Raw genomic sequence first — 26,890 nt, 5'->3', positions numbered from 1 at the left:
GCCCATGGGGGTACATGCACGCAGTCGGTGACAAGGAGGGAAGTCCCGCTGATTGGGGGCATACGTCCTTTCGTGAGGATCATCAGCGAGCGTCCGCAGCCCGAAGCACGCAGGAAGTGGCAGAGCCATTCAGCCGCCGTGGCGGCCGTGGCCGTGACGGCGGTGGCCGGCGCGCGGGCCGTCGACGCGGACAGTGCCTGGTACAAGGCGCTGGACAAGCCGCGGTGGCAGCCGCCGTCCTGGGCGTTCGGTGCGGTGTGGACACCGCTCTACGCGTCTGTCGCCTGGGCCGCCGGCCAAGGGCTCAGCCGTGCCCGCGGTTCCGAGCGCGCCCGCCTGGCAGCCGGTGTGGGAGTGAATCTGGCCTTGAACGTGGCGTGGAACCATCTGTTCTTCCGCCGCAGGAGCCCGCGGGCCGGTCTGGCCGGCACCGTGCTTCTGGATGTCAGCAACATCCACCTCGCCCGCCGCCTGGCGGCCACCGACCGCGCGGCCGCCGCCGCCCTCGCCCCCTACGCCGCCTGGTGCCTGTTTGCCACCGCCTTGAACGTCTCGCTCGTGCGACGCAACCGCGCCGGATGACGTGTGGCAGGCGCCGTCGTCGGTGAGGATCCCTCGCCGCAGGCGAGGCGGCACGGTTCGTCTGCGGCGGTGTCGGCAGGGATTCCTGCCGACACCGCCGCAGGCCGTTCTCAGTTCTGGTTCAGCGGGAGTGCGATGTCGACGACCTGGCGGCCGGCCGGGAACGCGCCGACGAGGGACGTCTCGCCGTCGAGGATGTTCACCCGGTAGAAGCGCTGCTCACCGCCGGTGGTCAGAGCCGCGAACCCGCGGTTGGAGCCGTCGGAGGCCTTGTAGTAGATGTCGAATCCGGCCCGGGGTCCGGCGTTCACTCCCAGGTTTCCGGCGGGCGCGAGGGTTCCGGCGTTGGCCGGGGACTGGAGCGAGACCCGGTCGTTGACCGTGTCGATGTCGAACAGGGTGGTGGCGGTGTCCGCGTCGAGGTCGTTGTTGGTGTAGGCGGCCCCCGTGACTCCGAGCGCGGTGGACGGTGGTGCGGTCGGGTTGGTGAGCGTGCCGTCGACGGTGGTGTTCCGAGGGGCTGCGGGGTCGTCGATGTTGTGGCGCAGGTTCTGTCCGGTGTCGCTGATGACGCGCAGCCGGTTTGCGGCGGGGTTGAAGTCGACGCCGAAGTTCCTGCCCGTCAGGGCGACGGTGAGCTGCGAGACCTTGACGGCCTGAGCGTCGCTTTTCACGGTGTAGACGCCGCCGCGGTCGCCGACTCCGTAGAGCTTGCCGTTCTGGACACGGAAGTCGATACCGACCAGCTTCCTGTCCGCCCTCAGGCCGGACACCTTGCCGAACGACCAGCTGTCGCCGGGATTCGTGACCCGGAAGCCGACCAAGCGCTGGTCCGAGGTCAGCCCCACGCTGACGAGGCCGGGCGAGGCCGCGCGTTCGCGCGGACCGAACGGGGTGGGATCGGTTCCGGCCGACGCGAGAGCGGGCGCGGCGAGGGACAGCGCGATGACGCCGGCGGCGGCCGCGGAAAGAAGACGAGTACGCACGGTTGCACTCCGAGCAATAGTCCGACCGCCCACGGAGCGGGGCGGGTGCACCCGTCGTTCGGCGCCACCGTCGCCATGGTTTGGATCTCGGGCGCAATATGCCCCAAATGGCGCACATGGGGTGATCCGCGAGCCGCACTTCGAGGGTGGCGAACGTTTCGCGGCGCAGGACGGGCCTGGACGGCCAGGACTACTGCGTCAAGGCCGCGCCGCGAGTCCGGAGGCGACGCGGCCGGCATCTCATCAGGGCCGGCCGCCGATGAGATGCCACGCCGACTCCGGCCGGCGGACCCTGAGGCCTCGCGTCACCACCGGCCCCACGGACCCACCTGCCCGGTCGAGCCACTCGGGTGCCTCGAACGGGCAGGGATCGCGGACTCAAGCGGTGTTAGTTGCCGTGACCTTCGGAGTAGCCGTGGTCCTCGCCCTTGCCGTCGTCGTGGCCACCCTTGTCGTCGGAGTAGCCCTTGCCGTCGTAGTCACCGTTGATGCAGGTGTTACCGAAGCTCGGGTTCAGCAGACCGATGACGTTCAGCGAGTTGCCGCACGCGTTGATGGGAACGTGGATGGGAATCTGGACGACGTTGCCGGACAGCACGCCCGGGGAGCCGTAGGCGATCCCCTGTGCGCCGGCGTCGGCGCTGGCAGCGCCCGCCCCTGCGAACATCAGGGCGCCTGCAGCCGCGGTCATGACTGCCGCGCTTCCGAGCTTGAACATGAAGTCTCCCGCAGAGTGTGAGTGCCACCGCCTGGATGCGGGGGCTTCATTCACCATGCAGGTCCGTCTCCGCCGAGTTCCTCGACGCGCCCGTCCGTCGCCGCCGTTCCCCGCAATGGACGAGCCCTACAGGGTTGCCACAGCCACGCGGTCTGTGCCGGCGCCGTCGGCTGCCACGTGGCGGCCGGACGACGTCGAGGCCGGGGTCGCGAGGACACCCTGGACGAGGGAGATGGGCAGGAGTAGTTTCCCTGCTACGCAGGTCCGCGATCGATGAGGGGTGCAGCTCCTCCTCGGAGCATCTGACCTGGGGTGTTGCTACGACCGCCGGCCAGCCCGGGGTGTTGTCACGGGCGTGCCCGGTCGGGATATTCGCTGGTCGCCGCTTGCTGATGGTGGTCATACTGCCGCGATGGATCCAGTGACTCTTGAGACCGGCCGTCTGGTGCTGCGGGCCTTCACGCCGGCCGACGAGGATGCGGTGTACGAAGCCTGCCAGGACGAGGACATCCAGTTCTACACCCCGGTGCCGGTGCCGTACCGGCGTGCGGACGCGGAGAAGCTCGTCGGCGAGAAGCTGCCCGCACAGTGGGCCGAGGACAGGGACTGCACTCTCGGCGCGTTCCGCAAGGACACCGGCGCCCTGGTCGGCTCGTACTGCCTGACCCTCATCAGCCGCGGCGTCTGGGAGCTCGGCTACTGGGCGGTCAAGGAACAGCGCGGACGCGGGTACTCGGTCGAGGCCGCTCGGGCCTTGTGCGACTGGGGCTGGGCCACCCTCGACGTCCACCGCATCGAGTGGTGGGCCATGGCCGGGAACACCGGCTCGCGTGCCGTCGCCGAGAAACTCGGCTTCACCGTCGAAGGGACACTGCGAAATCGCGGCATCGCCAACGACGGCGAGCCGCACGACTGGTGGGTGGGCGGACTGCTGAGGCCCTGACGCTCGGCCCGGTGCTTCGCCGGGCTGTGCGACGTGCGGACACACCGGTCTCCGGTACAGGCAATATCTCCGCCGGAGCAGGCCTTTCGTCCCGGGCAACGGTACGAAAGGTGATCAAAACGGGGGCAATTCACCTCCCCGCATGCCGAAGTCCGTGGCTCGGGCTGCTGGACCGCAGCGGTTCCTCGTGGGTCACCGCACGTAGCTCAGGACGAGGAGGCTGCCGGCCGAGGGGAGCCCGACGGCAGGGGAGGGTGAGGCGAAGCGCCGGCCAGTCGTCCACGCGCTCGAATCCGATGGAGTCGGCAGGAGAGGGTAGACGTCCGGCATGACTGCTCCTACCGGGATGTTTGCCGAGTTGGCGCAGGACGCCAGACCGGACGGACCGCCGTGGCTTCCATGGGTGCTCGTGGCGTTCGTCGTCGTCAGCCCGTGGATTCTCTAAAAGCTGTATCAGGGCGGCTACTTCACCAAGCGGCGCTGACCTGGTCCGCGGTGGGTGCTGCGGCGATACTCCTCCGGCAGGTCCGCGACCCTGCTCCTGGGCGCGGACGCTGCCGATGGCGCGGTCGCGGGCCAGGAGTTGGGTGGCGTGCGCGCGGCCGAAGCCGCGGAGGCGTGGACCAGGGTGGCTCACACGGTTGGTGCTCCCCGGAGAGGTGCGGGGGCGTCAGCGGGGTTCGAGACGCAGCGTGGAGGAACGGGCCCGCTCGGTCAGGACGTGCTCGACGATGCTGGTGTACCGGCCGTACTTCTCCCGGTAGGCCGCGTCCACGCCGGCGTACTCGCCGGGGTCGGCGTCGCGGAAGGTGACGTCGGCCCGGACACCACCGGCCTTCACGCGCCCCTGGTGACGGGACCGGGTGCCCCGGTACCAGGGGCCGTCGACGCCCTTGACCGAGCGGACGTAGAGCCGGTCACCGGCCCGTACGACCCACATGGTCACGGGCGCGCGGAGAGTGCCGTCGCCGCGTTCGGATTCCAGGTCCAGTTCTTCCGCCGCACCGATGCTGGTCAGGTCGGAGTCGTTCCAGGTGGTCATGGTTCTCACCTTCCATGGGCGGGAGAATGCGGGCAATCTCCGGACGCCCGGCGAATGGGGCTCGGGCAGGCTGCGGTCGCGCGGGTGGGACGTCAGGCTTCGGGGATGGCACGGCCGTAGTCGGCGAGGGTGACGGCCTCCGGGTCCGGGCCGCCGCGGCGGCCGGTCTCCAGCGCGTCCAGGGCGGCCAGTTCGTCGGAGGTGAGGTCGAAGTCGAAGACCTCGATGTTCTCGGCGATGCGGTGGCGCTTGGTGGACTTGGGAATGACCGAGCGTCCCTGCTGGAGTCCCCAGCGCAGCAGGACCTGGGCAGGGCTCTTGCCGTGGGTCTCGGCGATTCGGGTGACGGCCGGATCCTCCAGGACGCTTGTGCGGTGCTCGCCGTAGCCCGGGTAGAAGGTGATGCCACCGATGGGGGACCACGCCTGGTTGAGGACGCCGTGGGTGTCGTCGAAGTCGAGGACCTCGCGCTGCTGGAAGTAGGGGTGGATCTCCAACTGGTTGACGGCCGGGACGACGCTCGTTGCGTCGATGAGGGCGGTCAGGTGGTCGACCATGAAGTTGCTGACGCCGATGGCGCGGACCTTGCCGTCGGACAGGAGCTTTTCCAGGGCGCGGTAGGCGGCGACGGTCCTGTCGAAGTCGGACGGCAGGGCCTGGTGGAGGATCAGCAGGTCGATCCGGTCGACGCCCAGCTTGGCGGCGCTCTTGTCGAAGCCGTGCAGGGTCTCGTCGAAGCCGTAGTCGCTGATCCAGATCTTCGTCTCGACGAAGATGTCGTCCCGCGGGACGCCGGAGTCGCGCAGGGCCTGGCCGACCTCGCGTTCGTTGCCGTAGGCGGCGGCGGTGTCGATGTGCCGGTAGCCGAGGTCGAGCGCGGCCGTGACGGCGGCCATGGTCTCGTCGGGCGGTGTCTGGAAGACGCCGAGTCCGAGCGCGGGCATCTCGACGCCGTTGTTGAGGGTGAGGGTCTGCATCAGAGGGTCCTTTCGTTACGGGATGCCCGTGAGGGCACGATGAGGGTCAGAACGGTCGCGACGGCCAGGGCGAGCAGCACGGTGGAGCCCGTCAGGGCCGCGCCCGCGCGGGTCGCGATGTCGGATGCCCTGTGGCCGGTGGAGACGTGGGCGGCCATGGCGGTCAGGATGCTCAGGCTCAGCGCGCTGCCGATCTGGTGCACGGTGTCGACCAGGGCCGCGCCGGCCCCCGCGTCCTCCGCGACGCCGTCGACGCCGCTGGAGGTCATGGGGGCCAGCGCCAGCCCCTGGCCGGCGCCGATCAGCATCATCGGCAGTGCCACACCCGTCAGGTGGGGCGTGTGCAGGTTGAGCAGGCTCAGCCAGGCCATGCCCACAGTCGTCAGTGCGACCCCCGCGGCGAGTACCCGCGGCCTGCCGAACCTCTCCAGCAGCCGGGACACCCTGACCGCGAAGGCGAAGTTGACCAACGTCATCGGCAGGAAGGAGAGCCCGGCCTGCAAGGGAGTCCATCCGTAGACGCTCTGCACGAACCGCGCGGTGAAGAAGAAGAAACCCATCATCGCGCCCATGTAGAGCATTCGGGTGACGTAGGCGCCGCCGCGCTCGCGGCTCGCGAAGAGCCGCAACGGCACGATCGGCTGCGTGGCCCGCCGCTCCACGCCGACGAACAGGACCAGCATCGCCGCGCCCGCTCCGAGGGGGAGCAGGGTGGCCGGTGTCGTCGAGCCGTGGTCGGCCGCGTTCACGATGCCCAGGACCAGCGCGGCCGATCCCAGGGTGGCCAGGTGTCCCCCGTATCGCTCGGCACTCCGGGAACGCCGGGACGGCCCGGATCGGCTGCCGGCCCGGCAAAGGCGTCGCCGGTCTCGTGGGTGGCTGCTGCGCGCACGGTCTTTCCTCGCGTCGGTCGTCATTCGGGCCCTGTCCCGGGCCGCCAGTCTTTGGCTTCTGCCAGGTAACGGCACCTCGGCGGGGGAGTGGGAGTCACTGCCTTTCCAGGTACTGGCAGTACCTCGCAGGTCCGACCCGGCGGACCTACCGTGGAAGGGCCGCCATACCCCCGCAGACCGATCGAGAGGAGCCTGCCGTGCTTTCGTACCCGATGTCGGGCCCGGCCCGTCGGCCGAGGCGACCGGCTCGCCCCGGGCCGGACCGGTGCTCTGCCACAGCACTGCTGGGCCGCACCCGGCCTCTGCCCGGGCCGAGCCCGCTCCGCACGGGCTCGGCCCGGGCACAGCCCGCCGGGCGCGGGAGCGAGGACGACACCAGGACCAGTGCATGGCCGACAGCATGAAGAAGGACGTGGCCGCGGAAGTACGGGAGTTCCTGGGCACCCGGCGCGCACGGCTCACCCCGCAGCAGGCCGGGCTCCCGGTCTACGGCGGGAAGCGGCGCGTCGCGGGGCTGCGCCGGGAGGAGGTCGCACTGCTGGCGGGCATGAGCGTGGACTACTACATCCGGCTGGAACGCGGGAACCTCTCGGGTGCCTCGGACTCGGTGCTCGAAGCCCTCGCGCACGCCCTGCAGCTCGACGAGGCCGAACGCACCCACCTCTACGACCTTGCCCGTGCGGCCACACCGTCCGGCCGACGGCACACGGCGACCTCGTCGCGGGTACGGCCGACGATCATGCGCCTGCTCGACTCCATGGCCGACGTGCCGGCCTACGTCCGCAACGCCCGCTTCGACGTCCTGGCCGCCAACACACTGGGCCGGGCCCTGTACGCGTCGGTCTACGACTCGCCGCTGTTCGCGCAGCGCGGCCCGGTCAACAGCGCCCGCTTCATGTTCCTGGACCCCGCGAGCAGGGAATTCTGGGCCGACTGGGACAAGGGAGCCGACGACGCCGTCGCCTTCCTGCGCACGGAGACGGGCCGCTCGCCGCACGACAGGGCACTCACCGACCTGATCGGTGAACTGACCACCCGCAGCGACGACTTCGCACGCCGTTGGGCCCGGCACGACGTGAAGTTCCACCGTTCCGGGGTGAAGCACCTGCACCACCCGCTCGTCGGCGACCTCGCGCTGCCCTACGAGGCGATGGAACTGCCGTCCGACCCCGGCCTGCGCCTGAACTTCTACACCCCCGAACCGGACTCTCCGGAGCGCGAGGCCCTCAACCTCCTCGCCAGCTGGGCGAGCACCGCCACCGGCGTCCCCACGGCGAACGACTGACCACACACGAATTGAGGAGAACCGTTCCATGCAGTACCGACCGCTCGGCCGCACCGGTGTCCAGGTCAGCCCCCTCTGCCTCGGCGCGATGATGTTCGGCCCCTGGGGCAACGAGGACGAGGCCGACTCGATCCGGATCATCCACCGCGCCCTCGACGCGGGCGTCAACTTCGTCGACACCGCCGACGTGTACTCCGCCGGTGTCTCGGAGGAGATCGTCGGCAAGGCGCTCGTGGGACGCCGCGAGGACGTCTTCCTGGCCACCAAGTTCTTCATGCCCATGGGCCAGGACGACCCCAACAGGCGAGGCGGCTCACGACGCTGGATCATCCGCGAGGTCGAGAACTCCCTGCGCCGACTCGGCACCGACCACATCGACCTGTACCAGGTCCACCGCCCCAGCCCCGACACCGACGTCGCGGAGACCCTCGGCGCCCTCACCGACCTCGTCCGCCAGGGCAAGGTCCGCTACCTCGGCTCCTCCTCCTACTCCGGCTCGCAGATCGTCGAGGCCCAGTGGGCCGCCCGCGAGCGGAACCTGGAGCGGTTCGTGACGGAGCAGCCGCCGTACTCCGTCCTCGTCCGCGGCATCGAGGAGGATGTGCTCCCCACCGCGCGCCGTCACGGCATGGGCACCCTCACCTACAGCCCGCTCTCCGGCGGCTGGCTCTCGGGCCGCTACCGCAAGAACGCCACCGAGGGTCCGGCCTCCTCCGCCCGCCCCCAGGCCCGGTTCGACATGAGTACCCCGGCGAACCGTCGCAAGCTCGACGCCGTCGAGCAGCTTGCCGTCCTGGCGGAGAAGGCGGGCCTCTCCCTGATCGAGCTGGCCGTCGCCTTCGTCGTCAACCACCCCGGTGTCACCTCGGCGATCATCGGTCCGCGCACCATGGAGCAGTTGGAGGCGTTCCTGCCCGCCGCCGACATCACCCTGTCCTCCGACGTGCTCGACGCCGTCGACGAGATCGTCGCCCCCGGACTCACGGTCAACCCGGTCGACAACAGCTACGGCGATTTCGAACTGCGGGCCGATCAGCGGCGCCGCTGAGACGATGCTGCTCAAGCCGCCCGGACCGCGCCCACGATCGCCGCGGCAAGACGCACCAGCGACACCAGACCTCCGGGGCCGAACACGAGTATCCACAGGGCAGGCTGCCCCGGCGAGGACCGGTCCGCGGCGGTCACCAGGGCGACCGTGGCCGTCAGATGGGCGCAGGTGAACACGAGCCTGGCGGTGCGGTGGCGCAGCGGGAGCAGCGACGACAGGAGCCAGAGCAGGCCGATGAGCAGGACGAGCAGGATGAGTCCCATGTGGCGGACGGTCTCCGTACGGAAAGGGTCCGGCCGGCCGCGCGGAGGCGGCCGGCCGGACGTCTGTCGGGGTCGGGCGGGGGAGCGGGTCAGTAGCTGCTGTATCCCGAGTCGAGCGGGATGCTCTTGTCCAGACAGAAGTGTGCCGGGGAGGGATCGGTTCCGGCGGATGCCGGTGCCGTGATGTCCCAGGGATTGCCGCTCTGGTCAGTGCCGAAGTTGCACGGCCCGAACGGGTTGGGCCACAGCGGGTAGTCCTGGTTCGGGTCGGGAATCTTGCTGAAGTCCTGGAAGTCGCCCTTGATCACGGGCGCCGCGCCACCGGCGGTGCCGTCCAGCTTCATGGCCGTGCCGTCCAGGTAGAGGTACTGGTCGGGCATGTGACTGGAGCGGAGGTAGGGGCGGCCGCTCACCTTGCGCACCGACCCGTCGGCGCAGACCTTCAGGCTCAGCTCCTGCCAGATGGGCGGCGCCTGGCCGAAGGCCGTGCCGACCAGGGGGGAGAGCAGCTCGGTCTGGAAGAAGTTGGACCAGATGCCGTCCGCCAGTTCGGCCACGGCGTCAGGTACACGGCTGTCGCTGTCGGCCTTCTTCTGCCAGTTGTCGACGTTCTGCTTGGGCGCGTCGGCGCTCAGCATGGGCCGGTATCCGATGGAGCCGCCCGATGTGTACAGGGTGGCGACACAGGTGCCTCCGGTCTCCACCGGGGTGTCGTCGTCCTTCACCACTGTCGGCTTCTTCCCGGCGTAGGCGTAGGAACGGCCCGGGAGGACGCCGGTTGCCAGTGGATCGGCGGCGTGACTCTTGTTGTCGTGCTGGTTGAGGTTCTTCACCGAGTAGCGAAGGTCGGGCTTGGCGATGCCGTAGTCCGTGGCGAGCGCGGAGAAGGTGTCCAGCATGAACTTCGGCAGGTGCGTATTGCCCGTGCGGTTCCCGTAGTCGACGTACTCACTGCCCGGGATGACGGTGCCCGCGCTGTCCTTGACGAACGAGACGGTGGTCCGCGCGCGGATCTTGTAGGAGTTGTCGTCGGTGTCGAACCTGGTCGGCTTGGTGGAGCTGGTCGGCCGGTCGGTGTACGGGTTGGCGAACCCCACCCAGGTGCCCTGGCTGGTGCCGTCCGGGTGGTTGACCGGGTCGGTACCCGCAGCCGTCACCTGGGAGCGCCAGGCGGTCATCGCGCTCTTCGTCGCCGGCATCACGCACCCGGTGGTGGGACCCGCGGTGCACGAGGGCAGAGAGGTGATACGGCCGGTGAGGTCCGTGGCCCAGTCGTAGAGGTTCTGGCGGCCGGAGAGCGGTCCGCCGATCCAGGAGGCCGGGGCGGAGGTGTCGATGTTCTGGTCCTCGTCGAAGAGGGCTACGGCGTCGACGCTGCGTTCGACGTAGGTGCCGGTGATGGGGACGAAGGCGACAGCGTCGAAAGCGATGTCCTCGTCGCCGGTGCCGTCGGACGTCACGGAGCTGAGCGTCACCTTGGGGACGTTACCGAACATGAAGGCGCCGATCGAGACCCACCGGTTGCCGTTGCCCGGCTGCCGGACGATGCGGGAGCGCACACCGCTCTTGGTGGTGACGTCGTACTGGGCGAGCTGAGTCTGCGCCCCGTGGTCGGGCAGGTGGACCAGGACCCGGGCCGGCTGGCTGAGGGTCTTGTTGAGGGTCCAGGTGCCGGTGACCTTCATCTTGCCGCTCTCGGCGCCGGCCTGGCGGGTGTGCGCGAAGGAGAAGTGGCCGCCGTAGCCCGCTCCCAGCTGATGGAAGTCGATCTTCGAGGGGTAGAGGCCCTTGGAGTCGGCGGCGAAGTTGAGGCCGAACGTGCCCTGGTTGGTGGTGGGTGTGGTGCACCCGGGACGGACGGACGGTGTGCCGTCCGGGAGGTCGTCGATGACGAGAGCGCCCGAGGGGAGGCCCGAGGTGGAGCAGTTGGGCGGGTAGGGGGTGCCGTCGGGCTGTTCGGCGTAGGTGCTGTCGAAGCGGACGAGCTCGTTGCCGCAGGAGTAGGAGCAGTCGCTCTTCCAGGTGCTGCTCTGGTGGTACCAGCACTTCAGATCGTACTGGCCGGACGCGTTCTTGTGGGCGCAGGGACCGGCCTTGGAGCCCGACACCTCGGGGGCGTTGGGCGTGTACGACTTGCCCGGCTCGCAGGTGTTGCTCGCGTCGCAGAACTGGTTCACCGGCGGCTTGGCGTTGGCGCGGTTGAGCGGGGCGGTGACCACGTCACCGTTCCACCAGGCGGGACGGTACGCGGAGATGGGGGTGTTGGGTGCCTCCAGCAGCTCCGGCGGGTGGCCCGCGAAGCCGATCACCTTCTCCGGGTAGGGCCAGTCCTGCGGGTGGGCGGCGTCGGCGTAGGAGGTGTCCATGAAGGAGGCGCGGTTGGCGGGGTACTCGGGGTTGGCGGGGTTGTTGGCCCATCCCACTCCCCAGGCGCCGCTGTTCTTGGCGCTGTCGGCCTGCGGGTAGAAGCCCGAGTTGTAGGCCCAGAGTGCGAAGAACCAGTTCTCGATCTTGACCGGATCACCGTTGTTGATCTTCATCCCGGCGTTGCGGATCTGGTTCCACTTGTCGGTGAGGATCTGCAGGCCGGCCGCGACGTTGACCGCGTAGTCCAGGGCGACGGCACGCTGGGTCTGGTAGGCCCAGGCGGTGTCGGAGGGCCCCTTCTCCTTGCCGGCGAGACGCATGTGGTCGGTCACCTGGGTGATGCCGTAACCGCAGTCGGCCTCGGCCCAGTTGATGTCCCAGTCATCGGCGCTGCTGCTGTTGTAGATCTCCAGCCCGTAGTAGTTGCCGATGAGGGGGTTGGCGGTGACGCCCGGGACGGCGAAGCGGGCCGCCTGCCACATGTTGGACTCCTGGGCGGTGATGCCGAGCATCACCTGCGCCGGGACGTGATCGCCGTCGACGAGCGCCCTCTTCGGGAAGAGGGTCTGCGGCGCGTACGCCGGCATGCCGAGGTTCTTCCAGTTGGCAGGGCGCGACGCCTTGGCGTTCAGGGTGCCCATGATGGCCTGGTCGACGGCCCACTCCACCTGGCGAGGCTTGGGCTGCATGGCCTGGTTTCGAGGGTCGTTGCGCGGGACGGAGCAGTACCGCTCGTCCTCGACGGGGTTGCTCGGCGAGGCGGCCGCGGCGAGGCCGCTCGTCGCCCGGGCCTTCTTCCCCGTGCCCGTGCCCAGGCCGGGCGTGGGCGCAACGCCCTGCTCGGCGTCGGCGCCGACGACCGCGGCAGGGTCGACGACGAAGGTCATCGTGCGCTTGCGGCCGGGCAGGCTGACGCCGAGGGTGACGGGCCGGGGCTCGGCCGCCCCCTCGGAGGTGACCCGGGAGTCCTTGCCGTCCGTCCAGGCGGTGCTGGTGATGACGGCCCGGCCCTTGGTGGACGCGCGGGCCCCCTGGGGAGCGTCGAGCAGCCGGACCGCCTTGGGCAGGGCGCTGGCGGTGGCACCGCGCTCGGTGCCCGTGAGGTAGACGCGGCCGTCGGCGGAGCGGGTCACATCGACGGCATCGAGCTTGCCGTGCCCCAGCGACGCAGCCTTGCGCCCGGAGTCGGGAGACTTCAGCTGCCCGGCGCTCAGGTGACGCACGGTCGCCCGGTCACCGGAGCGGTCCAGGAAGGTCAGGCCGCCGTCCTGGTCCGGTGTGAGGCGGAAGGGCACGGCGTCGGTCGCTGCCAGGGTCGAACGGCGGCCTTCGGCGGAGACGGAGACGATCCGGGAGGTGTCGGCCGCCACGATGCGCCCTCCACCTGCGGGGACGGCTGAGGTGAGCTGTCCGGTGACCTCGACGGGCGCAGCGACCTCACCGGTCGCGGCGTCGACGCGCAGCAGCCGGGTTGAGGACTTGTCCTCGCCACCGCTCTGCGTGAGCACGGCCTCCTCGCCCGTGCCGCAGCCAGGGTTGTAGTACGCCAGGCTGACCTGGCGCCGGAGCTTCGTGACGTCACCCGTGGTGAGGTCGACCACGGCGGCGAAGGCACCGCGGGCGAACAGCTCGGCCTTGTTGGTGAAGGTTCGGGGCGCGTAGACCACCACGGCCCGTTCGCCGGAGGCCGTCACACAGGCATTGCCGATCCAGGCGTCGGTGTCGAAGCCTGGCTCGGCGAGGGTGGCAGCCGTTCGCCAGGCGTACCCGGCCCGTTCGTCGGCGACCAGCAGGTGCAGGCCCTGCGCATCCCCGGTAGTGGTCCACATCCGGTCCCGCGAGGTGCGCCAGCCCCGGCCGAGCGCGGTGTCACGATCCTTCTCGGGTATCCCGGCCTCCGCAGCGTCAGGCCGACGCTCGGGCGTGTCGGCGCCCGGAGAACCGCTCCAGGGAGTGTCCGTCGCGGCGCCTGACGCGGCCGGCTTCGGTGCGGGGGGCGCGGGTGCGGCGGCCGCCTGCAGGGTGCTGGCCAATAGTCCTGCCAGCACGACGGGTACCGCCGCTACGAGGCGGAGGCCGCCTCTGGGTCTTGGCATGGGGGTTCACTCTCTGTCCGCGCTGTCGACGCTGCTTCGGTGCGAGCGGACATCCGGGGCGCCATCGGGCGGGAGGAGGCTCGCAGCCGACCATGCTGGAACCTGCGCGTCTCGGCACGCTCTCCGCGCCGTCTCACGGACCGAGGACCGGTCACAGCCTCCGCCCCCGTCCGGTGCCGCTCTGCGATGCCTCCGCGTGCGGCGTACGCCTGGGAGGTGCGGACAGGCTCACCGACTTGGACCGACGGGCGCTGTCGCCGCTGCTCCGGACGCACGTGCATCCGCGGCCGGTTCGAGCGGGACATGAACAGCTGCCTCGACCCGGAGGACGTGGGACTCTCCTCGCGACAGCCACTCAGTGGCGTACCGCCGGTCACCGCCCGCTTCCGGGCCCACGCCGACCGGATGCCGCCGGTCAAGCATCCGCCGCGGCGTCACCCGCAGTCGAAGACGGCTCCGTAGCGGAACCGTTGCGCGACGCGGCGAAGGCGGCGAAGGGAAGTCGGTACGCTCCCTCTTGGCCTCGAAGGCCCAACTGCTGTGAACAGGGGACGAATCACCATGAGTAGCACACCTTCCGCCAATCACTTCAAGCCGCTCCAGGAGGGCGACCCGGCTGTTGTGGGCGGCTATCGCCTGGTGGCCGTGCTCGGCACGGGTGGCATGGGCAAGGTGTATCTCTCCTATACGCCGGGTGGCCGGCCCATCGCGCTCAAGGTGATCCGCCCGGAGTTCAGCGAAGACCCCGAGTTCCGGAGGCGCTTCAAGCAGGAGGTGCTTGCCGCGCAGCGGGTGCAGGGTCTGTACACGGCGCCGGTCATCGACTTCGACACCGACGGCGCTCAGCCCTGGCTCGCCACCGCCTACGTGCCGGGCCCCTCTCTCGCGCACGCCGTGGCCGAGCACGGTGCACTGCCGCTGCGCAGTGTGTTGTTGCTGACCGTGGGGGTCGCCGAGGCGCTCCACGTCATCCACGGCGCACGCATCATCCACCGCGATCTGAAGCCCGCCAACGTGCTCCTGGCCTCCGACGGTCCTCGCGTGATCGACTTCGGTATCGCCCGCGCGGCCGACACCACCGCGCTGACCGGTACCGGCGTCAGCGTGGGGACCCCGGCATTCATGGCGCCCGAGCAGGCGTCGGCCGGCACTGTCACCCCAGCCACCGACACCTTCGCCCTGGGACAGATCGCGGCCTTCGCGGCGATCGGCTCTCCCGCCTACGGCAGCGGGCCCTCGCACGCGGTGCTCTACCGGATCGTCCACGAGGATCCCGACCTCGGACGGCTGCCCGCGGAGCTGTTGCCCTTGGTGGCCCGCTGCCTCAGCCGCGACCCGGCCGGCCGGCCGAGCCTGACCGAGATCATCGAGCTGTGCCACGAACTGTCCCCCGTCGCGCTGCGCCAGGGTGAGGACTGGTTGCCACAGGCGGTCGCCGGATCGATCACCGAGCGCCTGCGCCTGCCCGAGCCGGCCAGAACTCCGCCGCCACAGCCCGCCGTCGCGCCGACACCGACCCAGTTCTCTCCGCCGAATCCGGCGCCGGGCGCAGTGGACCCGTACGCGCCGACCGGCTTCGCCATGCCCTCCGCGCCGACCCGGAGCGCGCCGAGAGGGCCGGGAGCGGTACCACCGCCCGGGCACCCGATGCACCCGACGCAGGGCCACCACGCCCCGGTGCCCGGCTACCCGACGCCTACCACGCGCCCGGCGGGCCGTCACACGCAGCCCCCCGTCAACCACGTCACCTACGCGCCCCCGGCGCCCCGGAAGCCGAAGCGCACCGGGCTGATCGTGGCCGCGTCGGTCGTGGGCACGCTTGCCATCCTGGGAGTCATCGGCTCCCTGCTGCCGGACGGGTCCGACAAGGACAAGAACAGCGGGGCCAACTCGCCGAGCCATAACAGCAGTAGCGATACGAGCGGCGTCGGGACCTCAGGTGGGGACCAGCAGAGGGCGGACCCGAAGCCGGTCTCGTACAAGGGCATCGACCTGACGGAGAGCTACGAGATCATGCTCGCCGACAGCCCGCCACGCCCGGTCGAGAGCGAGGACGTGGCCTATGGCGACGGAGATCTCTACTTCAGCGTCGTGCGTTTCCTGGAAGAGGCAGCGATCGGCACTGACAACGGGAAGCTCGTCCTGCTGAACAACACACAGAAGGGCTCCCTGCAGACCTGCCGAACCGAGACGCGCTACACCGAAACGATCCGCCTCGACCAGCTCAGCAACGGGTCGGAGATCTGTGTGCTCAGCAGCGCCGGCCATATCGCGGTGGCCACCTACCGTGGCAAGTCGGGCGAGAACGACCCCGGCTCGTACGTCACCATCGACCTGCAGATCTGGCGCAACGCCGAGCAGGCCAAGGAGAACTGACGACCTCGCGCCGGGCTGCCCTCACGGGCGCCTGGGCAGTGTGCTCGGGCCTCCCGAGCTGGGCAGGGTGTAGGGCCAGGCCGGCTTGGTGGGCCGTATCGATCTGACGAATGGTGAGTGGTCCTGCTTGCGTCCGGGGACAGCGCACGAATGGCGTTGAGAAGCGAGAGCACCTGACATGGTTCGGCCTCTCGTCGACCGCGTGCCGAGGCGACCCTGCCCGTGGCAGAATGACGGGATGCTGATCCGAAAGGCCGATGCCGCGTAGGCGTCCGAAGGGGCTGCGCGCCGAGCGTTGGCGGCCCGCGAGAGGTCGCCCGGTTCGCCGATCGGTGGTGTCACCGCGGCGACTCGCGCAGCGATCCGGAAATCGGAGGAGGACCGGCCGGGGGCTGTGGCTGCTGCCCTGGCCGAGTGTCGGCGCCATCTGAATCAGCCGGGGCGCGTGCTGCCGGATCCGATGATGGGCTGCGAGTGCTGTGATCCCCTGGTGGCGCGGGACCTCTTGGAAGACGTGCTGCAGTGGCTTCCCCGCGGCGCTCGGGACGACTTCGGCAGGATCGTCGGCACGCTTGATGCCGAGTTCGACCGCCGGACCGTCCCCCTCAGCCCTCACCTCACGCTGGCAAGCCCGTGGGGCGCGTGGGGGTGGTGGCGTCAGCGCTTCCTGGAGAACTGAAGGGCCCGTCGGCTCCGTTCGTCTGCGGCGACGTAGCTGTCCATGAGTGTGGGCAGCAGCTGCCGGTCTTCGGTCCGTTCGTTGTTCAGCGGTTCCTGACGGCAGCCGAGGGTGGGGATTCGGCCCGCCCTGTAGTCCGGCTCCGGTGGTCACTAGGTTCGGATGATGACGATCACGTATGAGTGGCGAGCCGACGTCGACAACGCGGCTCTCGACAAGCTGCACGCCGAAGGATTCGATCATCCGGTCGGGCGGACGGACTGGACCTCGAGACTTGAACGTCACAGTCTCGGCTGGGTCTGCGCCCGGGAAGATGATCGGCTGGTGGGCTTCCTCAACGTCGCCTGGGACGGCGGCGTCCATGCGTTCGTGCTGGACACGGTCGTGGCTCGGCGCAATCGTTCGAGCGGGGTGGGAGCCGCGCTGGTCAGGGTTGCTGCTGAGAGGTGTCGTGCCGCAGGGTGCGAGTGGATGCATGTCGACTTCGAAGAGCACTTGCGATCGTTCTATTTCGATGCCTGCGGCTTCAGGGAGACGGCGGCAGGACTGATCGCCCTGTGACCTCGGGCCTCCCCGCCCTGGGGACGTGTCCAGGAGCCGGGAGGGAAGGTGCTCAGCTGGCGACGTGCTCTTCGGCGGATGAGCGATGGCACGGCTGTCACCTGCCGGGGCCCGGGGTGCGTCGTACGTCGAGTTCCAGGAGAAGACGACGTCCCGGACTGCGGGCACCTGTAGGAGCGCACCTTGTCCCAGCAGGCGGGCCGGCACCAGGACGCCGCCCCCCGGTCGTCGTACCGGCCTGTGCGAGGCTGACCGGCATGACTACAGACCGATTCGAAGTGGGGCGTCAGATCGCCGCTGCCCCGGACAAGATCTTCGCGCTGCTGAGCGACCCGTCGGGCCATGTGGCGATCGACAGCTCGGGGATGCTGCAGTCCGCCGACGGCGAACCGGTGCGCGCGGCCGGCGACGAGTTCGTCGTGCACATGGACAGGGAGTCGCTGAACGACTACCCGCTCGGCAAGTACGACGTCACCGTGATCATCACGCGGTTCGAGCAGGACGTCCTCATCGAGTGGACCATCTCCGGTCAGGTGCAGCCCCCGATGCGGCACCTCTACGGCTACCGGCTGGAGCCCGCCGAGGGCGGCACGCTGGTGACGTCGTACTACGACTGGAGCGAGATCGACGAGCGCTACCGGGAGGCGGACATCTTCCCGATCATCCCCGAGGCGGGACTGCGCGCGACCCTCGGCATCCTGGCGCGGACGGTGGAGTAGGAGATACCCGCCCCACCCGGCCCCGCCCCACCCGGCCCCGCCCCACCCGGCCCCGCTCCACCCCACCCGCCCCGCCCCGCCCGGCCCCGGGCCCGCCCGGCCCCGCCCCGCCGGGCCCGGGGCACCTCGGACCGAGAGGATCAGGCGGGATTCGGGGCGGGCATCGCCGGAGCGACCGCGACCTTGCGGGTCTCGCGCAGCATCAGCAGTCCGTTGACCACCATCAGCGTCGCGGTCAGGCCGTGTACGCCGAGCGCGGTGGCGACGGAGCCGTGATGGGCCAGCACCGTGGTCATGTCGCCGTAGGCGGCGAAGGCCTCCACCAGTAGCACCCAGCCCAGCGCCCGGCGGTGGCCCGTCACCAGCAGGATGCCCAGGACCAGGGCCAGGACGACGTCGCGGATGCCCTTGATGATCAGGAAGCCGCCGCCGTCGCCGGACGGCCGGCTCGGCAGGCCGAAGCCCGGTGCCGTCGTCTCCGGGCTCAGGATGAACTCCGTCCCGAACCAGAGGATGAAGAGGATGAAGACGGCGGTCAGGACGGTGTTGATCTTCTTCAGCGACACTGTTCGATCTCCTTGCGGGACTTCGCGAGTGGAGCCTGATGAGTTGTGTGGGGCCTGGTCGGACGGCCTGAGCCCGTGGGCTCAGGCGAGGGCGGCGACCAGCAGGGCGAAGGCACCGATGATGATGGCGACGCGGATGTAGTGGAGGCCGTCCCAGCGCTTCGTCTGCTGTTTCCAGTCGGCGGGCCGGTTGTCAGGGGTCCACGTCTTGCCCCGGTTGTTGATCGGGACGAGCAGCAGGATTGACATGATCACGCTGACCATCAGAAGCGTGCCGGCGGTGACGACGAGGCCGGCACCGTGGTGGTGCCACCCGGCGGCGGCCCAGATGCCGACGAGGGCGAGCGAGCCGATGTACCAGAACGGCATCACGGCGCCGAGCATCCGGCCCCCGTGGGCGCGGCCGAGTTGGCCGCTGTCCTCCGGGAGGGCGTTGAGGATCGGGTTGATGACGAAGGCGACGGAGAACTCCACCCCCACCATCACTCCCACGACCACGGTGGTGACGATCTCAAGTGCGTCGAGCATGGTGCCCCCTGGCATCTAGTGCTGCTAGCTGACGATGCAACGCTAGTACTGTTGCCGCTCTATTGTCTAGCGGTGCTAGGATCGACTCATGTCGGTACAGGAACGCAAGGAACGCGAGCGGGCCGAGCGTGAGCGCCTCATCGTGGCGACAGCCCGCGAACTCGCCGAGCAGCAGGGCTGGGACGCGGTCACCACCCGCCGGCTCGCCGAGCGCATCGAATACAGTCAGCCCGTTCTCTACAGCCACTTCCGCGGCAAACGGGAGATCATCGGCGCCGTCGCCCTCCAGGGCGCCGCGGAGCTGGCCACGGCGGTGCGGGCCACGACTGCCACCGCGGACGGCACGCGTGCCCGGGTGTACGCCCTCGCCCGCGCCTACCTCGACTTCGCCGAACGCAACCCCGCGGTCTACGACGCCATCTTCCAGCTCGACGGGGGCCTCGCCTACGCCCAGGAGGAAACCCCGGAGCCTCTCAAGGACGCCTTCGCCGCGCTGCTGGAGTGCCTCGGCGAGGTCGCCGGAGACGGCGTCGCCCCGGAGCTGTTCACCGAGATGTTCTGGGCCTCCCTGCACGGGATGGCCACCCTGACCCGGTCGGGACGGCTGCTGCCGGAGGACACCGAGCCGCGGGTGGAGCTGCTGGTGGACCGGCTCGCTGTGCTCTCCCCACTCCGCTAGCCAACGCCCGAGATGGAGCGGCCCGACCCGCGTCCTCGCCGTTCGCCCGGTTGGTCGGCCCGAGCGGAGGGTGGGTCGTGCCGGTCGGCTCCGGCGGAGGCGATCGCGGGCGGAACACCGAGGTGCCGGAGGCGACTGTGCGTGCTTCTCACACGGGTGTTGCTCGGCTCAGCACAGTGACACTGCGGGTTCCGCCGCCCGGCCCTGCGGGCCGTTCGGCAATGCAGCCGACGTCGCAGCTGCCCCGGAGGGGCTGGTCGGATGAGGGCTGGCAGCAGTTCCAGCTCGCTACGCGTCGCGGGACATGGGCGAGCACCGGGACGTCACCGGCAGTGGCCTGCTGCCCAGGCGGGACCCCCATCTCGTGTGGGCTTCGGATCCGTTCGCGTCGCCGGCCGGCCAGGACGTCGGGGTGGCGGGCGGTCCGTGTACGACCTCGTCAGTTCACCGGAGCTGAGAAGATGAGGCGGGTGTCCGTGTTCCGGTATCCGGCGCGGGTGAATGCCGCTGCCATCGGGTGGTTGCCGAGGTCGGTCGTTGCTGTGACACGTTCCGCGCCTTCTGTGGCCTGGAAGCGGGTGATGGCGGCGAGGATCTCCGAAACGTAGCCGCGGCCGCGCAGCTCCGGGACGACGCCGAGATAGCCGACGTTGCGGTTGTACGGAGTGGCCGAGGGGATCGCGAGGCCGGCCAAGGCCCCGTCCGGGGTGTGCGCAAGGCGCCACCACTCCCGCTTGCCGGGCCGGTCGAGGTAGAACTGCAGGCTTTCGCGGGCGGCGGCCTCCCGTCCGTTGGCGGTCTCGCTCTCGAGGGTATGGGCGTCGAGAGTGCCCTCGGCGACCCGCAGCATCGCTTCGAAGAAGACCTCGTCGTCCGGTTCCGGAGAGAACACCAGGCGCCTGGGCTCCGACGGCAACGGCTCCTCAGGCGTCCACTCGAACTGCAGTCGCTCCACCTCCACGCTCAGGCCCGCGCGTCGAGCGGCCTCCTGGCGCCAGGCCACGGCCGTGACGTGCTCAGGATCGTCACGCCACGAACCGGGCAGACGCATGAGGTTGTACAACGGCGGGGTCTCGGCGCCCGTTTCGCGGAAGGCCCGGTGCCCCGCGTCGAGGAGCGCGGCGGCCAGTGTGGCGCGCTGGGCGGCAGGCACGTCGTCGGCCATCGCGAGACAGTCGAGCGCGAGCGGATGGGCGCTGTCGCTCTGTCCCCACCACAGGGCACGTGCCAGGACCTGGCCGTCCGAGCTCCAGGCGGCCCAGGTCCATTCCGGGCGGTACTGCCTTTGGGCGGCCTCCTCTTGATACGCGTCGGAAGCGAGGCGCCACACGGGCTCGGTGGAGGTGAGGGCCAGGACTCGGTCGAGTTCTGTGCCGGGGCCCGGCACGGCGGACAGGCGAGGAGCGGCATTGCTCGGGAGGGTCATGAAGGCACCTTTCAGGCGCGAAGCCCATCGGTCGGTGGCGCGTCGGCGGGGCGACCGGTGGAGTGGAGGCGGCGGGCCGGGCCGCCGCTGGCGGACGGGCGCGCGTCACGGCCGACACACGTCGTGCCGACCGTGAGTGATCATGCCGGGGGTCCGTGCGCAGGTCAACGCGATTGACTGCGCGGTCGGGCGGTCCTGCGCAGTGGAACCAACGCCTGACGGCTGCCGGTGCTCGTGGCGGTCCAGCGCGCCGGGTTCCGGACATCCTGCGGGTCACACTGCCGCGATCCGCAGGTAAGCCCCTTCGCCTTGGTGGCTCCGCGTGCGGAAGGTGCGGCGGTAGGTGTCAGGGGGGACGCCCAGGGTGCGGTTGAAGTGTCGGCGCAGAGTGGTGGCTGTGCCCATGCCGGTGGCGGTGGCAATGGCGTCGATGCTGTCGTCGGTCATTTCCAGGAGTTCCTGGGCGTGACGGATGCGTTGGGCGAGCAGCCACTGCAGAGGGGTGGTGCCGGTCGCGGCCCGGAAGTGGCGGCCCAGGTGGCGGGAGCTCATCCGGGCCTGGCGGGCCAGGTCCTCCACGGTCAAGGGCTGGTCGAGCCGTTCGATGATCCAGGGCAGCAGTCCGGTGAGGGGGTGGTCGTCCTGATCGGGCACCGGCGCGGTGACGAACTGGGCCTGGCCGCCGGAGCGGTGCGGTGGGACGACCAGGCGACGGGCAGTGGTGTTGGCGACGGAGGAGCCGTGGTCGAGGCGGACGAGGTGCAGGCACAGGTCGAGTGCTGCGGCTTTGCCGGCGGAGGTGAGTACGCGGCCGTTGTCCACGTAGAGGACGTCAGGGTCGACTTCGACCTCGGGGTAGCGGGCGGCCAGGGCGTCGGTGTGGGCCCAGTGCGTGGTGGCGCGCTTCCCGTCGAGGATGCCCGCAGCGGCCAGGACGAACGCCCCGGTGCACAGCGAGACCAGGCGGGCGCCCGCGTCGTGGGCGGCCCGAACCGCGTCGATCAGGTCTGCGGGCGGCTCCGTGTCGGTGTCGGCCCAGCCGGGGACGATCACCGTGTCGGCGTCGCGAAGATGGTCGAGGCCGACTTCGGGCTCCAGGCGGAAGGGTCCGAAGGGCACGGCCGCGGGCCCGCAGACCTTGAGGTCGTACCAGGGAACGGCCACTGCGGCGGGGGCTGAGCCGAAGACCTCGTAGGCAACGGACAGCTCGAAATGCAGCATTCCGTCGGTGACGGCCAGCGCGACAGATCTCATGTCCGAAAGTGTACGGGCCATGTCGTTTCAGACACTCGCGGTTGACCGTTCAACTAGGAAAGGATCGTTCCAGCCGGGCAGTTGCCCGGGCCGAGCACAGGAGAATGCCTTGAGAGCAAGTCAGATGGTCACGGTGTACGGCGCATACGGACACACCGGCAGATTCGTGGTGGCGCACCTCCAGGAGCGCGGATTCATCCCCGTCCTGTCCGGGCGCGACGCCCGGAAACTCGAAGTACTGGCGGGGGAGTACCCCGACCTCGAGGTCCGTCCGGCATCCGTCGCCGACGAGGCTTCACTCGATGACGCGCTGGCCGGCGCGGCAGCCGTCATCAACTGCGCGGGGCCCTTCGCCACGACAGCCGCACCGGTCATCGAGGCGGCCCTGCGGGCCGGGATCCCGTATGTGGATGTGGCAGCCGAGATCGAGGCCAACGCCGACACGTTCGCACACTTCGCGGACCGGGCCCGCGCCGCCGGCGCGGTCATCGTCCCCGCGATGGCCTTCTACGGTGGTCTCGGCGACCTGCTCGCCACTGCCGCCATGCGCGACTGGACCAGCGCCGACGAGGCGCACATCGCGTATGGGCTCGACAGCTGGGAGCCCACAGAGGGGACGCGTGCCGCGGGCAAGGTCTCCGTGGAGCGGCGCGGCGGCCGACGCGTCCGCTTCTCGAACGGGCGGCTTGAGTACCACACCGACGATCTGCCCACCGTGCAGTGGCCGTTCCCCGACCCGATGGGGTCACGACCCGTCGTCGGCGAGTTCACCATGGCCGACGTCGTCACCATCCCCAGTCATCTCTCCATCCCCGAGGTCCGCACCTACATGACGACAGAGGCGGCCGCCGGCGTCGCGGCACCGGCCCCCTCGCCCCCCACCGCCGTCGACGAGCGCGGGCGCTCCGCACAGACCTTCCTCGTCGACGTCGTCGTACGCTCCGGCGACACCGAACGCCGCGCTGTGGCCCGCGGCCAGGACATCTACGCCGTCACCGCGCCGCTCGCGGTGGAAGCCGTCCACCGCATCCTGACCGGACAGACCCGCACGAGCGGTGTCGCCAGCGCCGGCGAACTCTTCGACGCACGCGACTTCCTCAGCGCACTCTCTCCGCACATCACCCTCGAACTGCACCCATGAGCAGCGGCCACCCACCCCTCCGGTGCTGCCGCGTTGGCAGGCACTCAGTGCTGCCGAAGCCCGTGAACGTCACCCGCCCATGTACCTGAATGCCTATCAATCCCGTGAGCAGCGCCCGCGAAGCCCACATCGGGTGGCAACCGGCCGGACCTGACACCGAGGTCTCAGCGGTTCGAACGCCAGCGGCGGGAGGCGGCCGCTCCACGTCGTTACGCATGCCCGGTTCTCTCACTAGGGTGGGCACGTCGAAACACACGAGGGGTGGGGATCGAACTGTGGCGAGAAGGCCGGACGGCACTGAGGTCGCGGCGGTGGTGCAACGGATCTTCCGCGACGGGTTACTGAGCGGGAAGTCCGCGTTCCAGCCGGAACTGGCGGCGTGGACCGACGGGACCGCCTCCGATCTGCGTGCCCGCTTCGTCGACCGGCCGGACGAATCGTCGGACACCTTTCTCGTCAAGCTGCGCCGGCAACTCGCCGACGCTCCGGACGAGACGATCGTCCTCGCCGCCGAACTGCTGTTCGTGAACATGGCCCCGCTGGTCCCCGAACAGATCGGCCTTCCGAAGAAGCTCCAGATCCTCCGCGAGGTGCTGTCCTGGGCCGACCACCACCTGGACGTGGACCAGGACATGACGCCCGCCCTGAAGGGTTTCCTCCACGGTGGGCAGGGTTTCCTCAACTACCGCTGGGCGCAGTTCCAGATCCTGGTCCTCCTCGTGGAGCGGCTCGCCGGGACGGAGCGCCCGGAGCGGCAGGCCCTGCTCGAAGACCCTTGGCGGTTCCGGGCCCTCTGCTTCGAGATCCAGGACTCCGTCGGCCACAAGAAGGGCCGTGCCCAGATCCACGTACTCCTCTTCACGCTCTTCCCGGGCGACTTCCAGCCCATTGCCAGTGCCCACCACAAGCACGAGATCCTCAAGGCGTTCGCGGACGAGCTTCCCGCCCCGACCGGCAACGACGACAAGGACCTGCTGACTCTCAGCGGAGCGCTCGAGGCACAGACGGGACAGACCGTCGACTTCTACGACGAGCCCTGGGTCGGCCGCTGGCGCAAGGGCGCGGTGCAGCACGAGCAGCGCGGCTGGCTGGTGCGCGGCCACAACGTGGACGGCCACGACTTCATCCCGGCCTGGCTCGGCCAGGGCTACTGCTCGGTCTCCTGGCGGGAGGCTCCGGAGATTCCCGCCGGCGCCACCGAGGACGAGGTCCGGCAGGCGGTCGCCGAGGCCATGCCCGAAGCCACCGCCCCGATGCGTGCCGCAGCCGCCTACCAGCTCCATGTCTTCCTGACCGTCATCCAGCCGGGCGACCTGGTCGTCACCGTCACCGCGGACGAGGTGCACGTCGGCACGGTCCAGGGCCCACCGACGTACGACCCCTCCGAAAGCCTCGACAACGCCCGTCGCCGCCCCGTGCGCTGGGCGACTGCTGAACGCCCTCTTGTCCGGGCCGACCTCCCCGAGAAGGTCCAGGCGCGGCTGCCGTTGCCACCGACGGTGTACGACATCAGCAGCGTGGCCGCCGAACTGGCGGAACGCGCGGGCCTGGAAGCCGTGATCGCCGAGGTACTGGTGGACGTCGATGTCACCAGACCCCTCGAATTCCCGGCGGTCACACAGGAGCTTGCGGACGAGCTGCTCATGCCGCTGGAGTGGCTTCGGGAGACGGCCGAACAGCTCCAGGACCAGCTCCAGCTGGTGCTGCACGGCCCGCCCGGCACCGGGAAGACCCATGTCGCTCGCGCGTTGGCCAGACATCTGGCGGGCCGGGACCGGGTGGAGCTGATCCAGTTCCACCCCTCCTACACCTACGAGGACTTCTTCGAAGGCTTCCGTCCCGTGCGCGGCGACAGCGGCTCGGTCGCGTTCGACGTGCTGCCGGGACCGTTCAGACTGCTGGCCGAGCGAGCGCGGAAGGACCCGGCGAATCCGTACGTCCTGATCATCGACGAGATCAACCGGGCCAACCTGGCGAAGGTCTTCGGCGAGCTGTACTTCCTGCTGGAGTACCGCGAAGAGCCCGTCACCACTCAGTACAGCCCCCACGAGCCGTTCCACCTGCCCGCCAACCTCTTCCTCATCGGCACGATGAACACCGCCGACCGCTCGATCGCGCTCGTCGACGCCGCGATGCGCCGCCGCTTCGCCTTCCGCCGGCTCTCCCCCGAGAAGCCGCCGGTGCGGGGGCTGCTGGCCCGCTGGCTCCACGCCCGCGGCCTCCCGGACACCGCCGCCCTGCTGCTGGACGAGCTCAACTCCCGCCTCGGCGACGCCGACCGCGCCATCGGCCCGTCGTACCTGATGAAGCCCGCCGCCGTCCGCCCCGGGGGCCTGGACCTCATCTGGCGCACCCAGATCCTGCCGCTCCTGGAGGACCAGCTCCACGGCACGGGCGTCGACGTCGAGGCGGAGTACGGCCTGGACTCCCTGCGCGCGGCTGTCGCGCCGCCACACCCGCCGGCCGCCCTCCCGTCCCAGGCCGTCGCCTCGCCGGACAGGCCGCTCGACTCCCCGTCCCCGACCGGCGAATCGTGAGCCCAGACCTCACCCTCACCGTCCAGGAGACCGGTTCCGGCGGCACCCACCAACTGACGGGTGACCAGGTGGCGGCCCTGGTCGCCGTGCCGGACCTGGTACGGCTGACGCCGGCACCGGGCGGGCGCTGGACCGTGCGTGGCAATCAGAAGGTGGGCACGGTGCGCCTGCGCACGCGATCCGGCGGGTCGATCCATCTCAGCCTTCGTCCCAAACTCAGCATCAGGGACCTCCTCTTCCTGCTCTCCTACACCTCCACCGACCCCTGGCGCCCGGAGCCGGTCACCGCGGCCACGGCGGACGACCTCCTCCCCGCTCTCGCCGACCTGCTGGCCCGCGCCGCCCGCCGCACCCTCGAAGCAGGTGTCCTGCACGGCTACCGAGAGGTGGAGGAGGAGCTTCCCCTGATCAGAGGGAGCATCCGCACCACGGCCCAGTTGCGCCGCACCGGGCTGCCCCTGCCGATATCGGTCCGGTACGACGACCACACCCCGGACATCCCCGAGAACCGCATCCTGCTGGCAGGCATGCACCTGGCCGCGTACCTGCCGGGCGTCCCCCGGTCGACGCGCCTGAATCTCCGCCACCTCGCCGAGCGCCTCCACGGCGTCCGCCGTCCCCACCCCGGTGAACCCCTTCCCACCTGGACCCCGACACGCCTGAACGCCCGCTACGTTCAGGCCCTCAGGCTGGCCGAACTCCTCCTGTCCGGCCGCTCGATACGACAGGAAGGAGGCGCACCGGTCCCGGCGGACGGCTTCCTGCTGGACCTGCCGAAGGTCTTCGAACGCTTCGTGACGGTGACACTCGGCGAAGCCCTGGCCCGCCACAGCATCCGCTGCGCTCCCCAGGACGGCCACCGCCTGGACGTGGCCGGCCGGGCATCCCTACGCCCCGACCTCGTTCTCTACCGCGAGGGCCGCCCGATCTCGGTGATGGACGCGAAGTACATGTTCCTCAAGCCCACAGCGCCGCCCGTGGAGCACCTCTACCAGCTTCTCGCCTACTGCACCGCTCTGGGCGTCACTCGCGGCCACCTCGTCTATGCGGCCACGACCGCGGGCACGGCTGCCGTCGAGCACGTGATCCGCCGTTCCCCCGTCACGATCACCGCCCACGCCCTGAACCTCGACGAACCCCCCGCGGGACTCCTGGCCCAGACAGCCGCCCTGGCCGTCAGAGCAGCGTCGGCAGCCTCTGCCTGAAGCGGCCTAGGAGTTGTCC

23 protein-coding genes are annotated in these 26,890 nt (G+C 70.0%); 12 read left to right on the top strand and 11 right to left on the bottom strand.

From position 1 onward, the window contains the following. The first annotated feature begins 72 nt into the window (after positions 1-72). Positions 73-582: a TspO/MBR family protein gene (locus tag ACFUNE_RS31930; RefSeq protein ID WP_383575218.1), complete on the top strand. Its 510-nt coding sequence runs from the start codon at positions 73-75 to the stop codon at positions 580-582. A 110-nt stretch (positions 583-692) separates the two neighbouring features. Here the strand turns inward: ACFUNE_RS31930 and ACFUNE_RS31925 are convergent, their stop codons facing one another. Both ACFUNE_RS31925 and ACFUNE_RS31920 read right to left on the bottom strand, forming a co-directional pair. Further along, the gene (locus ACFUNE_RS31925) at positions 693-1,568 is read right to left on the bottom strand and encodes a DUF4394 domain-containing protein (RefSeq protein ID WP_383575216.1); all 876 of its coding nucleotides are present in this window, start codon (positions 1,566-1,568) and stop codon (positions 693-695) included. A gap of 388 nt (positions 1,569-1,956) precedes the next feature. After that, entirely contained in the window at positions 1,957-2,286 is a 330-nt protein-coding gene (locus ACFUNE_RS31920) for a chaplin (protein ID WP_383575214.1), read from the bottom strand. 412 nt (positions 2,287-2,698) lie between these two features. On the opposite strand from ACFUNE_RS31920, the gene ACFUNE_RS31915 reads away from it, so the two are divergent. Then, a complete protein-coding gene (locus ACFUNE_RS31915) occupies positions 2,699-3,229 on the top strand; it encodes a GNAT family N-acetyltransferase (RefSeq protein WP_383575212.1) in 531 nt (176 codons plus the stop codon). A gap of 670 nt (positions 3,230-3,899) precedes the next feature. Here ACFUNE_RS31915 and ACFUNE_RS31910 read toward each other — a convergent pair. The 3 genes from ACFUNE_RS31910 to ACFUNE_RS31900 form a co-directional block, all read right to left on the bottom strand. Next, on the bottom strand, positions 3,900-4,271 hold the full coding sequence (locus tag ACFUNE_RS31910; RefSeq protein ID WP_383575210.1) for a DUF2255 family protein: 372 nt from the start codon (positions 4,269-4,271) through the stop codon (positions 3,900-3,902). A 92-nt stretch (positions 4,272-4,363) separates the two neighbouring features. Continuing rightward, positions 4,364-5,248, bottom strand: a complete 885-nt coding sequence (locus tag ACFUNE_RS31905; protein WP_383575208.1) for an aldo/keto reductase — start codon at positions 5,246-5,248, stop codon at positions 4,364-4,366. After that, the gene (locus ACFUNE_RS31900; protein WP_383575206.1) at positions 5,248-5,997 is read right to left on the bottom strand and encodes an MFS transporter; all 750 of its coding nucleotides are present in this window, start codon (positions 5,995-5,997) and stop codon (positions 5,248-5,250) included. The genes ACFUNE_RS31905 and ACFUNE_RS31900 overlap by 1 nt, the downstream gene beginning before the upstream one ends. A 532-nt stretch (positions 5,998-6,529) precedes the next feature. Between ACFUNE_RS31900 and ACFUNE_RS31895 the strand changes: the two genes are divergently transcribed. Together ACFUNE_RS31895 and ACFUNE_RS31890 are read left to right on the top strand one after the other, a co-directional pair. Continuing rightward, positions 6,530-7,426, top strand: coding sequence for a helix-turn-helix transcriptional regulator (locus ACFUNE_RS31895; RefSeq protein WP_383575204.1), 897 nt, complete (start codon positions 6,530-6,532; stop codon positions 7,424-7,426). A 28-nt stretch (positions 7,427-7,454) separates the two neighbouring features. Continuing rightward, on the top strand, positions 7,455-8,474 hold the full coding sequence (locus ACFUNE_RS31890; RefSeq protein WP_383575203.1) for an aldo/keto reductase: 1,020 nt from the start codon (positions 7,455-7,457) through the stop codon (positions 8,472-8,474). Positions 8,475-8,485: 11 nt separating this feature from the next. Here ACFUNE_RS31890 and ACFUNE_RS31885 read toward each other — a convergent pair whose 3' ends face one another. Then, positions 8,486-8,737: a hypothetical protein gene (locus ACFUNE_RS31885; RefSeq protein ID WP_383575201.1), complete on the bottom strand. Its 252-nt coding sequence runs from the start codon at positions 8,735-8,737 to the stop codon at positions 8,486-8,488. Between the two features lie 89 nt (positions 8,738-8,826). Continuing rightward, positions 8,827-13,137 (bottom strand): hypothetical protein, encoded by a 4,311-nt coding sequence (locus ACFUNE_RS31880; RefSeq protein ID WP_383575199.1) that lies wholly within the window; start codon positions 13,135-13,137, stop codon positions 8,827-8,829. Between the two features lie 624 nt (positions 13,138-13,761). Between ACFUNE_RS31880 and ACFUNE_RS31875 the strand changes: the two genes are divergently transcribed. The 4 genes from ACFUNE_RS31875 to ACFUNE_RS31860 all read left to right on the top strand — a co-directional run bounded on the left by ACFUNE_RS31875 (position 13,762) and on the right by ACFUNE_RS31860 (position 17,535). Next, positions 13,762-15,576, top strand: coding sequence for a serine/threonine protein kinase (locus ACFUNE_RS31875; RefSeq protein ID WP_383575197.1), 1,815 nt, complete (start codon positions 13,762-13,764; stop codon positions 15,574-15,576). Positions 15,577-15,970: 394 nt separating this feature from the next. Further along, positions 15,971-16,255 carry a hypothetical protein gene (locus ACFUNE_RS31870; protein WP_383575195.1) on the top strand — a complete coding sequence of 95 codons (285 nt, stop codon included), beginning with the start codon at positions 15,971-15,973 and terminating at the stop codon, positions 16,253-16,255. Positions 16,256-16,420: 165 nt separating this feature from the next. Next, on the top strand, positions 16,421-16,816 hold the full coding sequence (locus ACFUNE_RS31865) for a GNAT family N-acetyltransferase (protein WP_383575193.1): 396 nt from the start codon (positions 16,421-16,423) through the stop codon (positions 16,814-16,816). A gap of 257 nt (positions 16,817-17,073) precedes the next feature. Next, on the top strand, positions 17,074-17,535 hold the full coding sequence (locus ACFUNE_RS31860) for an SRPBCC family protein (protein WP_383575191.1): 462 nt from the start codon (positions 17,074-17,076) through the stop codon (positions 17,533-17,535). Between the two features lie 140 nt (positions 17,536-17,675). Here the strand turns inward: ACFUNE_RS31860 and ACFUNE_RS31855 are convergent, their stop codons facing one another. Then, positions 17,676-18,101, bottom strand: a complete 426-nt coding sequence (locus ACFUNE_RS31855; RefSeq protein ID WP_383575189.1) for a DUF4267 domain-containing protein — start codon at positions 18,099-18,101, stop codon at positions 17,676-17,678. 81 nt (positions 18,102-18,182) lie between these two features. After that, positions 18,183-18,629 (bottom strand): anthrone oxygenase family protein, encoded by a 447-nt coding sequence (locus tag ACFUNE_RS31850; RefSeq protein WP_383575187.1) that lies wholly within the window; start codon positions 18,627-18,629, stop codon positions 18,183-18,185. Positions 18,630-18,717: 88 nt separating this feature from the next. Between ACFUNE_RS31850 and ACFUNE_RS31845 the strand changes: the two genes are divergently transcribed. Continuing rightward, positions 18,718-19,308, top strand: a complete 591-nt coding sequence (locus ACFUNE_RS31845; RefSeq protein ID WP_383575185.1) for a TetR/AcrR family transcriptional regulator — start codon at positions 18,718-18,720, stop codon at positions 19,306-19,308. A gap of 439 nt (positions 19,309-19,747) precedes the next feature. Here the strand turns inward: ACFUNE_RS31845 and ACFUNE_RS31840 are convergent, their stop codons facing one another. Both ACFUNE_RS31840 and ACFUNE_RS31835 read right to left on the bottom strand, forming a co-directional pair. After that, complete coding sequence (locus ACFUNE_RS31840; RefSeq protein ID WP_383575183.1) at positions 19,748-20,734, bottom strand: GNAT family N-acetyltransferase; 987 nt, start codon at positions 20,732-20,734, stop codon at positions 19,748-19,750. A gap of 273 nt (positions 20,735-21,007) precedes the next feature. Next, positions 21,008-21,988 (bottom strand): helix-turn-helix domain-containing protein, encoded by a 981-nt coding sequence (locus ACFUNE_RS31835; protein WP_383575181.1) that lies wholly within the window; start codon positions 21,986-21,988, stop codon positions 21,008-21,010. Between the two features lie 124 nt (positions 21,989-22,112). Here ACFUNE_RS31835 and ACFUNE_RS31830 point away from each other — a divergent pair, with 124 nt between their 5' ends. From ACFUNE_RS31830 to ACFUNE_RS31820, 3 genes are all read left to right on the top strand, one after another. After that, positions 22,113-23,129, top strand: a complete 1,017-nt coding sequence (locus ACFUNE_RS31830; RefSeq protein WP_383575258.1) for a saccharopine dehydrogenase family protein — start codon at positions 22,113-22,115, stop codon at positions 23,127-23,129. Between the two features lie 311 nt (positions 23,130-23,440). After that, the gene (locus ACFUNE_RS31825; RefSeq protein WP_383575179.1) at positions 23,441-25,666 is read left to right on the top strand and encodes an AAA family ATPase; all 2,226 of its coding nucleotides are present in this window, start codon (positions 23,441-23,443) and stop codon (positions 25,664-25,666) included. Further along, a complete protein-coding gene (locus ACFUNE_RS31820) occupies positions 25,663-26,871 on the top strand; it encodes an McrC family protein (RefSeq protein ID WP_383575178.1) in 1,209 nt (402 codons plus the stop codon). Before ACFUNE_RS31825 ends, ACFUNE_RS31820 begins: the two co-directional genes overlap by 4 nt. The last annotated feature ends 19 nt before the right edge of the window (positions 26,872-26,890 follow it).

It is taken from the genome of Streptomyces sp. NPDC057287 (assembly GCF_042667905.1).
In the GTDB taxonomy this organism is placed as follows: Bacteria; Actinomycetota; Actinomycetes; order Streptomycetales; family Streptomycetaceae; genus Streptomyces.
This window is presented reverse-complemented; position numbering and strand designations above follow the sequence as displayed.

What these genes read in the sequence shown, in the direction of transcription:
- ACFUNE_RS31920 (WP_383575214.1), bottom strand. Translation starts at nt 2,286, where the DNA reads ATGTTCAAGCTCGGAAGCGCGGCAGTCATGACCGCGGCTGCAGGCGCC.
- ACFUNE_RS31915 (WP_383575212.1), top strand. Translation starts at nt 2,699, where the DNA reads ATGGATCCAGTGACTCTTGAGACCGGCCGTCTGGTGCTGCGGGCCTTC.
- ACFUNE_RS31910 (WP_383575210.1), bottom strand. Translation starts at nt 4,271, where the DNA reads ATGACCACCTGGAACGACTCCGACCTGACCAGCATCGGTGCGGCGGAA.
- ACFUNE_RS31905 (WP_383575208.1), bottom strand. Translation starts at nt 5,248, where the DNA reads ATGCAGACCCTCACCCTCAACAACGGCGTCGAGATGCCCGCGCTCGGA.
- ACFUNE_RS31895 (WP_383575204.1), top strand. Translation starts at nt 6,530, where the DNA reads ATGGCCGACAGCATGAAGAAGGACGTGGCCGCGGAAGTACGGGAGTTC.
- ACFUNE_RS31890 (WP_383575203.1), top strand. Translation starts at nt 7,455, where the DNA reads ATGCAGTACCGACCGCTCGGCCGCACCGGTGTCCAGGTCAGCCCCCTC.
- ACFUNE_RS31885 (WP_383575201.1), bottom strand. Translation starts at nt 8,737, where the DNA reads ATGGGACTCATCCTGCTCGTCCTGCTCATCGGCCTGCTCTGGCTCCTG.
- ACFUNE_RS31875 (WP_383575197.1), top strand. Translation starts at nt 13,762, where the DNA reads ATGAGTAGCACACCTTCCGCCAATCACTTCAAGCCGCTCCAGGAGGGC.
- ACFUNE_RS31865 (WP_383575193.1), top strand. Translation starts at nt 16,421, where the DNA reads ATGACGATCACGTATGAGTGGCGAGCCGACGTCGACAACGCGGCTCTC.
- ACFUNE_RS31860 (WP_383575191.1), top strand. Translation starts at nt 17,074, where the DNA reads ATGACTACAGACCGATTCGAAGTGGGGCGTCAGATCGCCGCTGCCCCG.
- ACFUNE_RS31850 (WP_383575187.1), bottom strand. Translation starts at nt 18,629, where the DNA reads ATGCTCGACGCACTTGAGATCGTCACCACCGTGGTCGTGGGAGTGATG.
- ACFUNE_RS31845 (WP_383575185.1), top strand. Translation starts at nt 18,718, where the DNA reads ATGTCGGTACAGGAACGCAAGGAACGCGAGCGGGCCGAGCGTGAGCGC.
- ACFUNE_RS31840 (WP_383575183.1), bottom strand. Translation starts at nt 20,734, where the DNA reads ATGACCCTCCCGAGCAATGCCGCTCCTCGCCTGTCCGCCGTGCCGGGC.
- ACFUNE_RS31835 (WP_383575181.1), bottom strand. Translation starts at nt 21,988, where the DNA reads ATGAGATCTGTCGCGCTGGCCGTCACCGACGGAATGCTGCATTTCGAG.
- ACFUNE_RS31830 (WP_383575258.1), top strand. Translation starts at nt 22,113, where the DNA reads ATGGTCACGGTGTACGGCGCATACGGACACACCGGCAGATTCGTGGTG.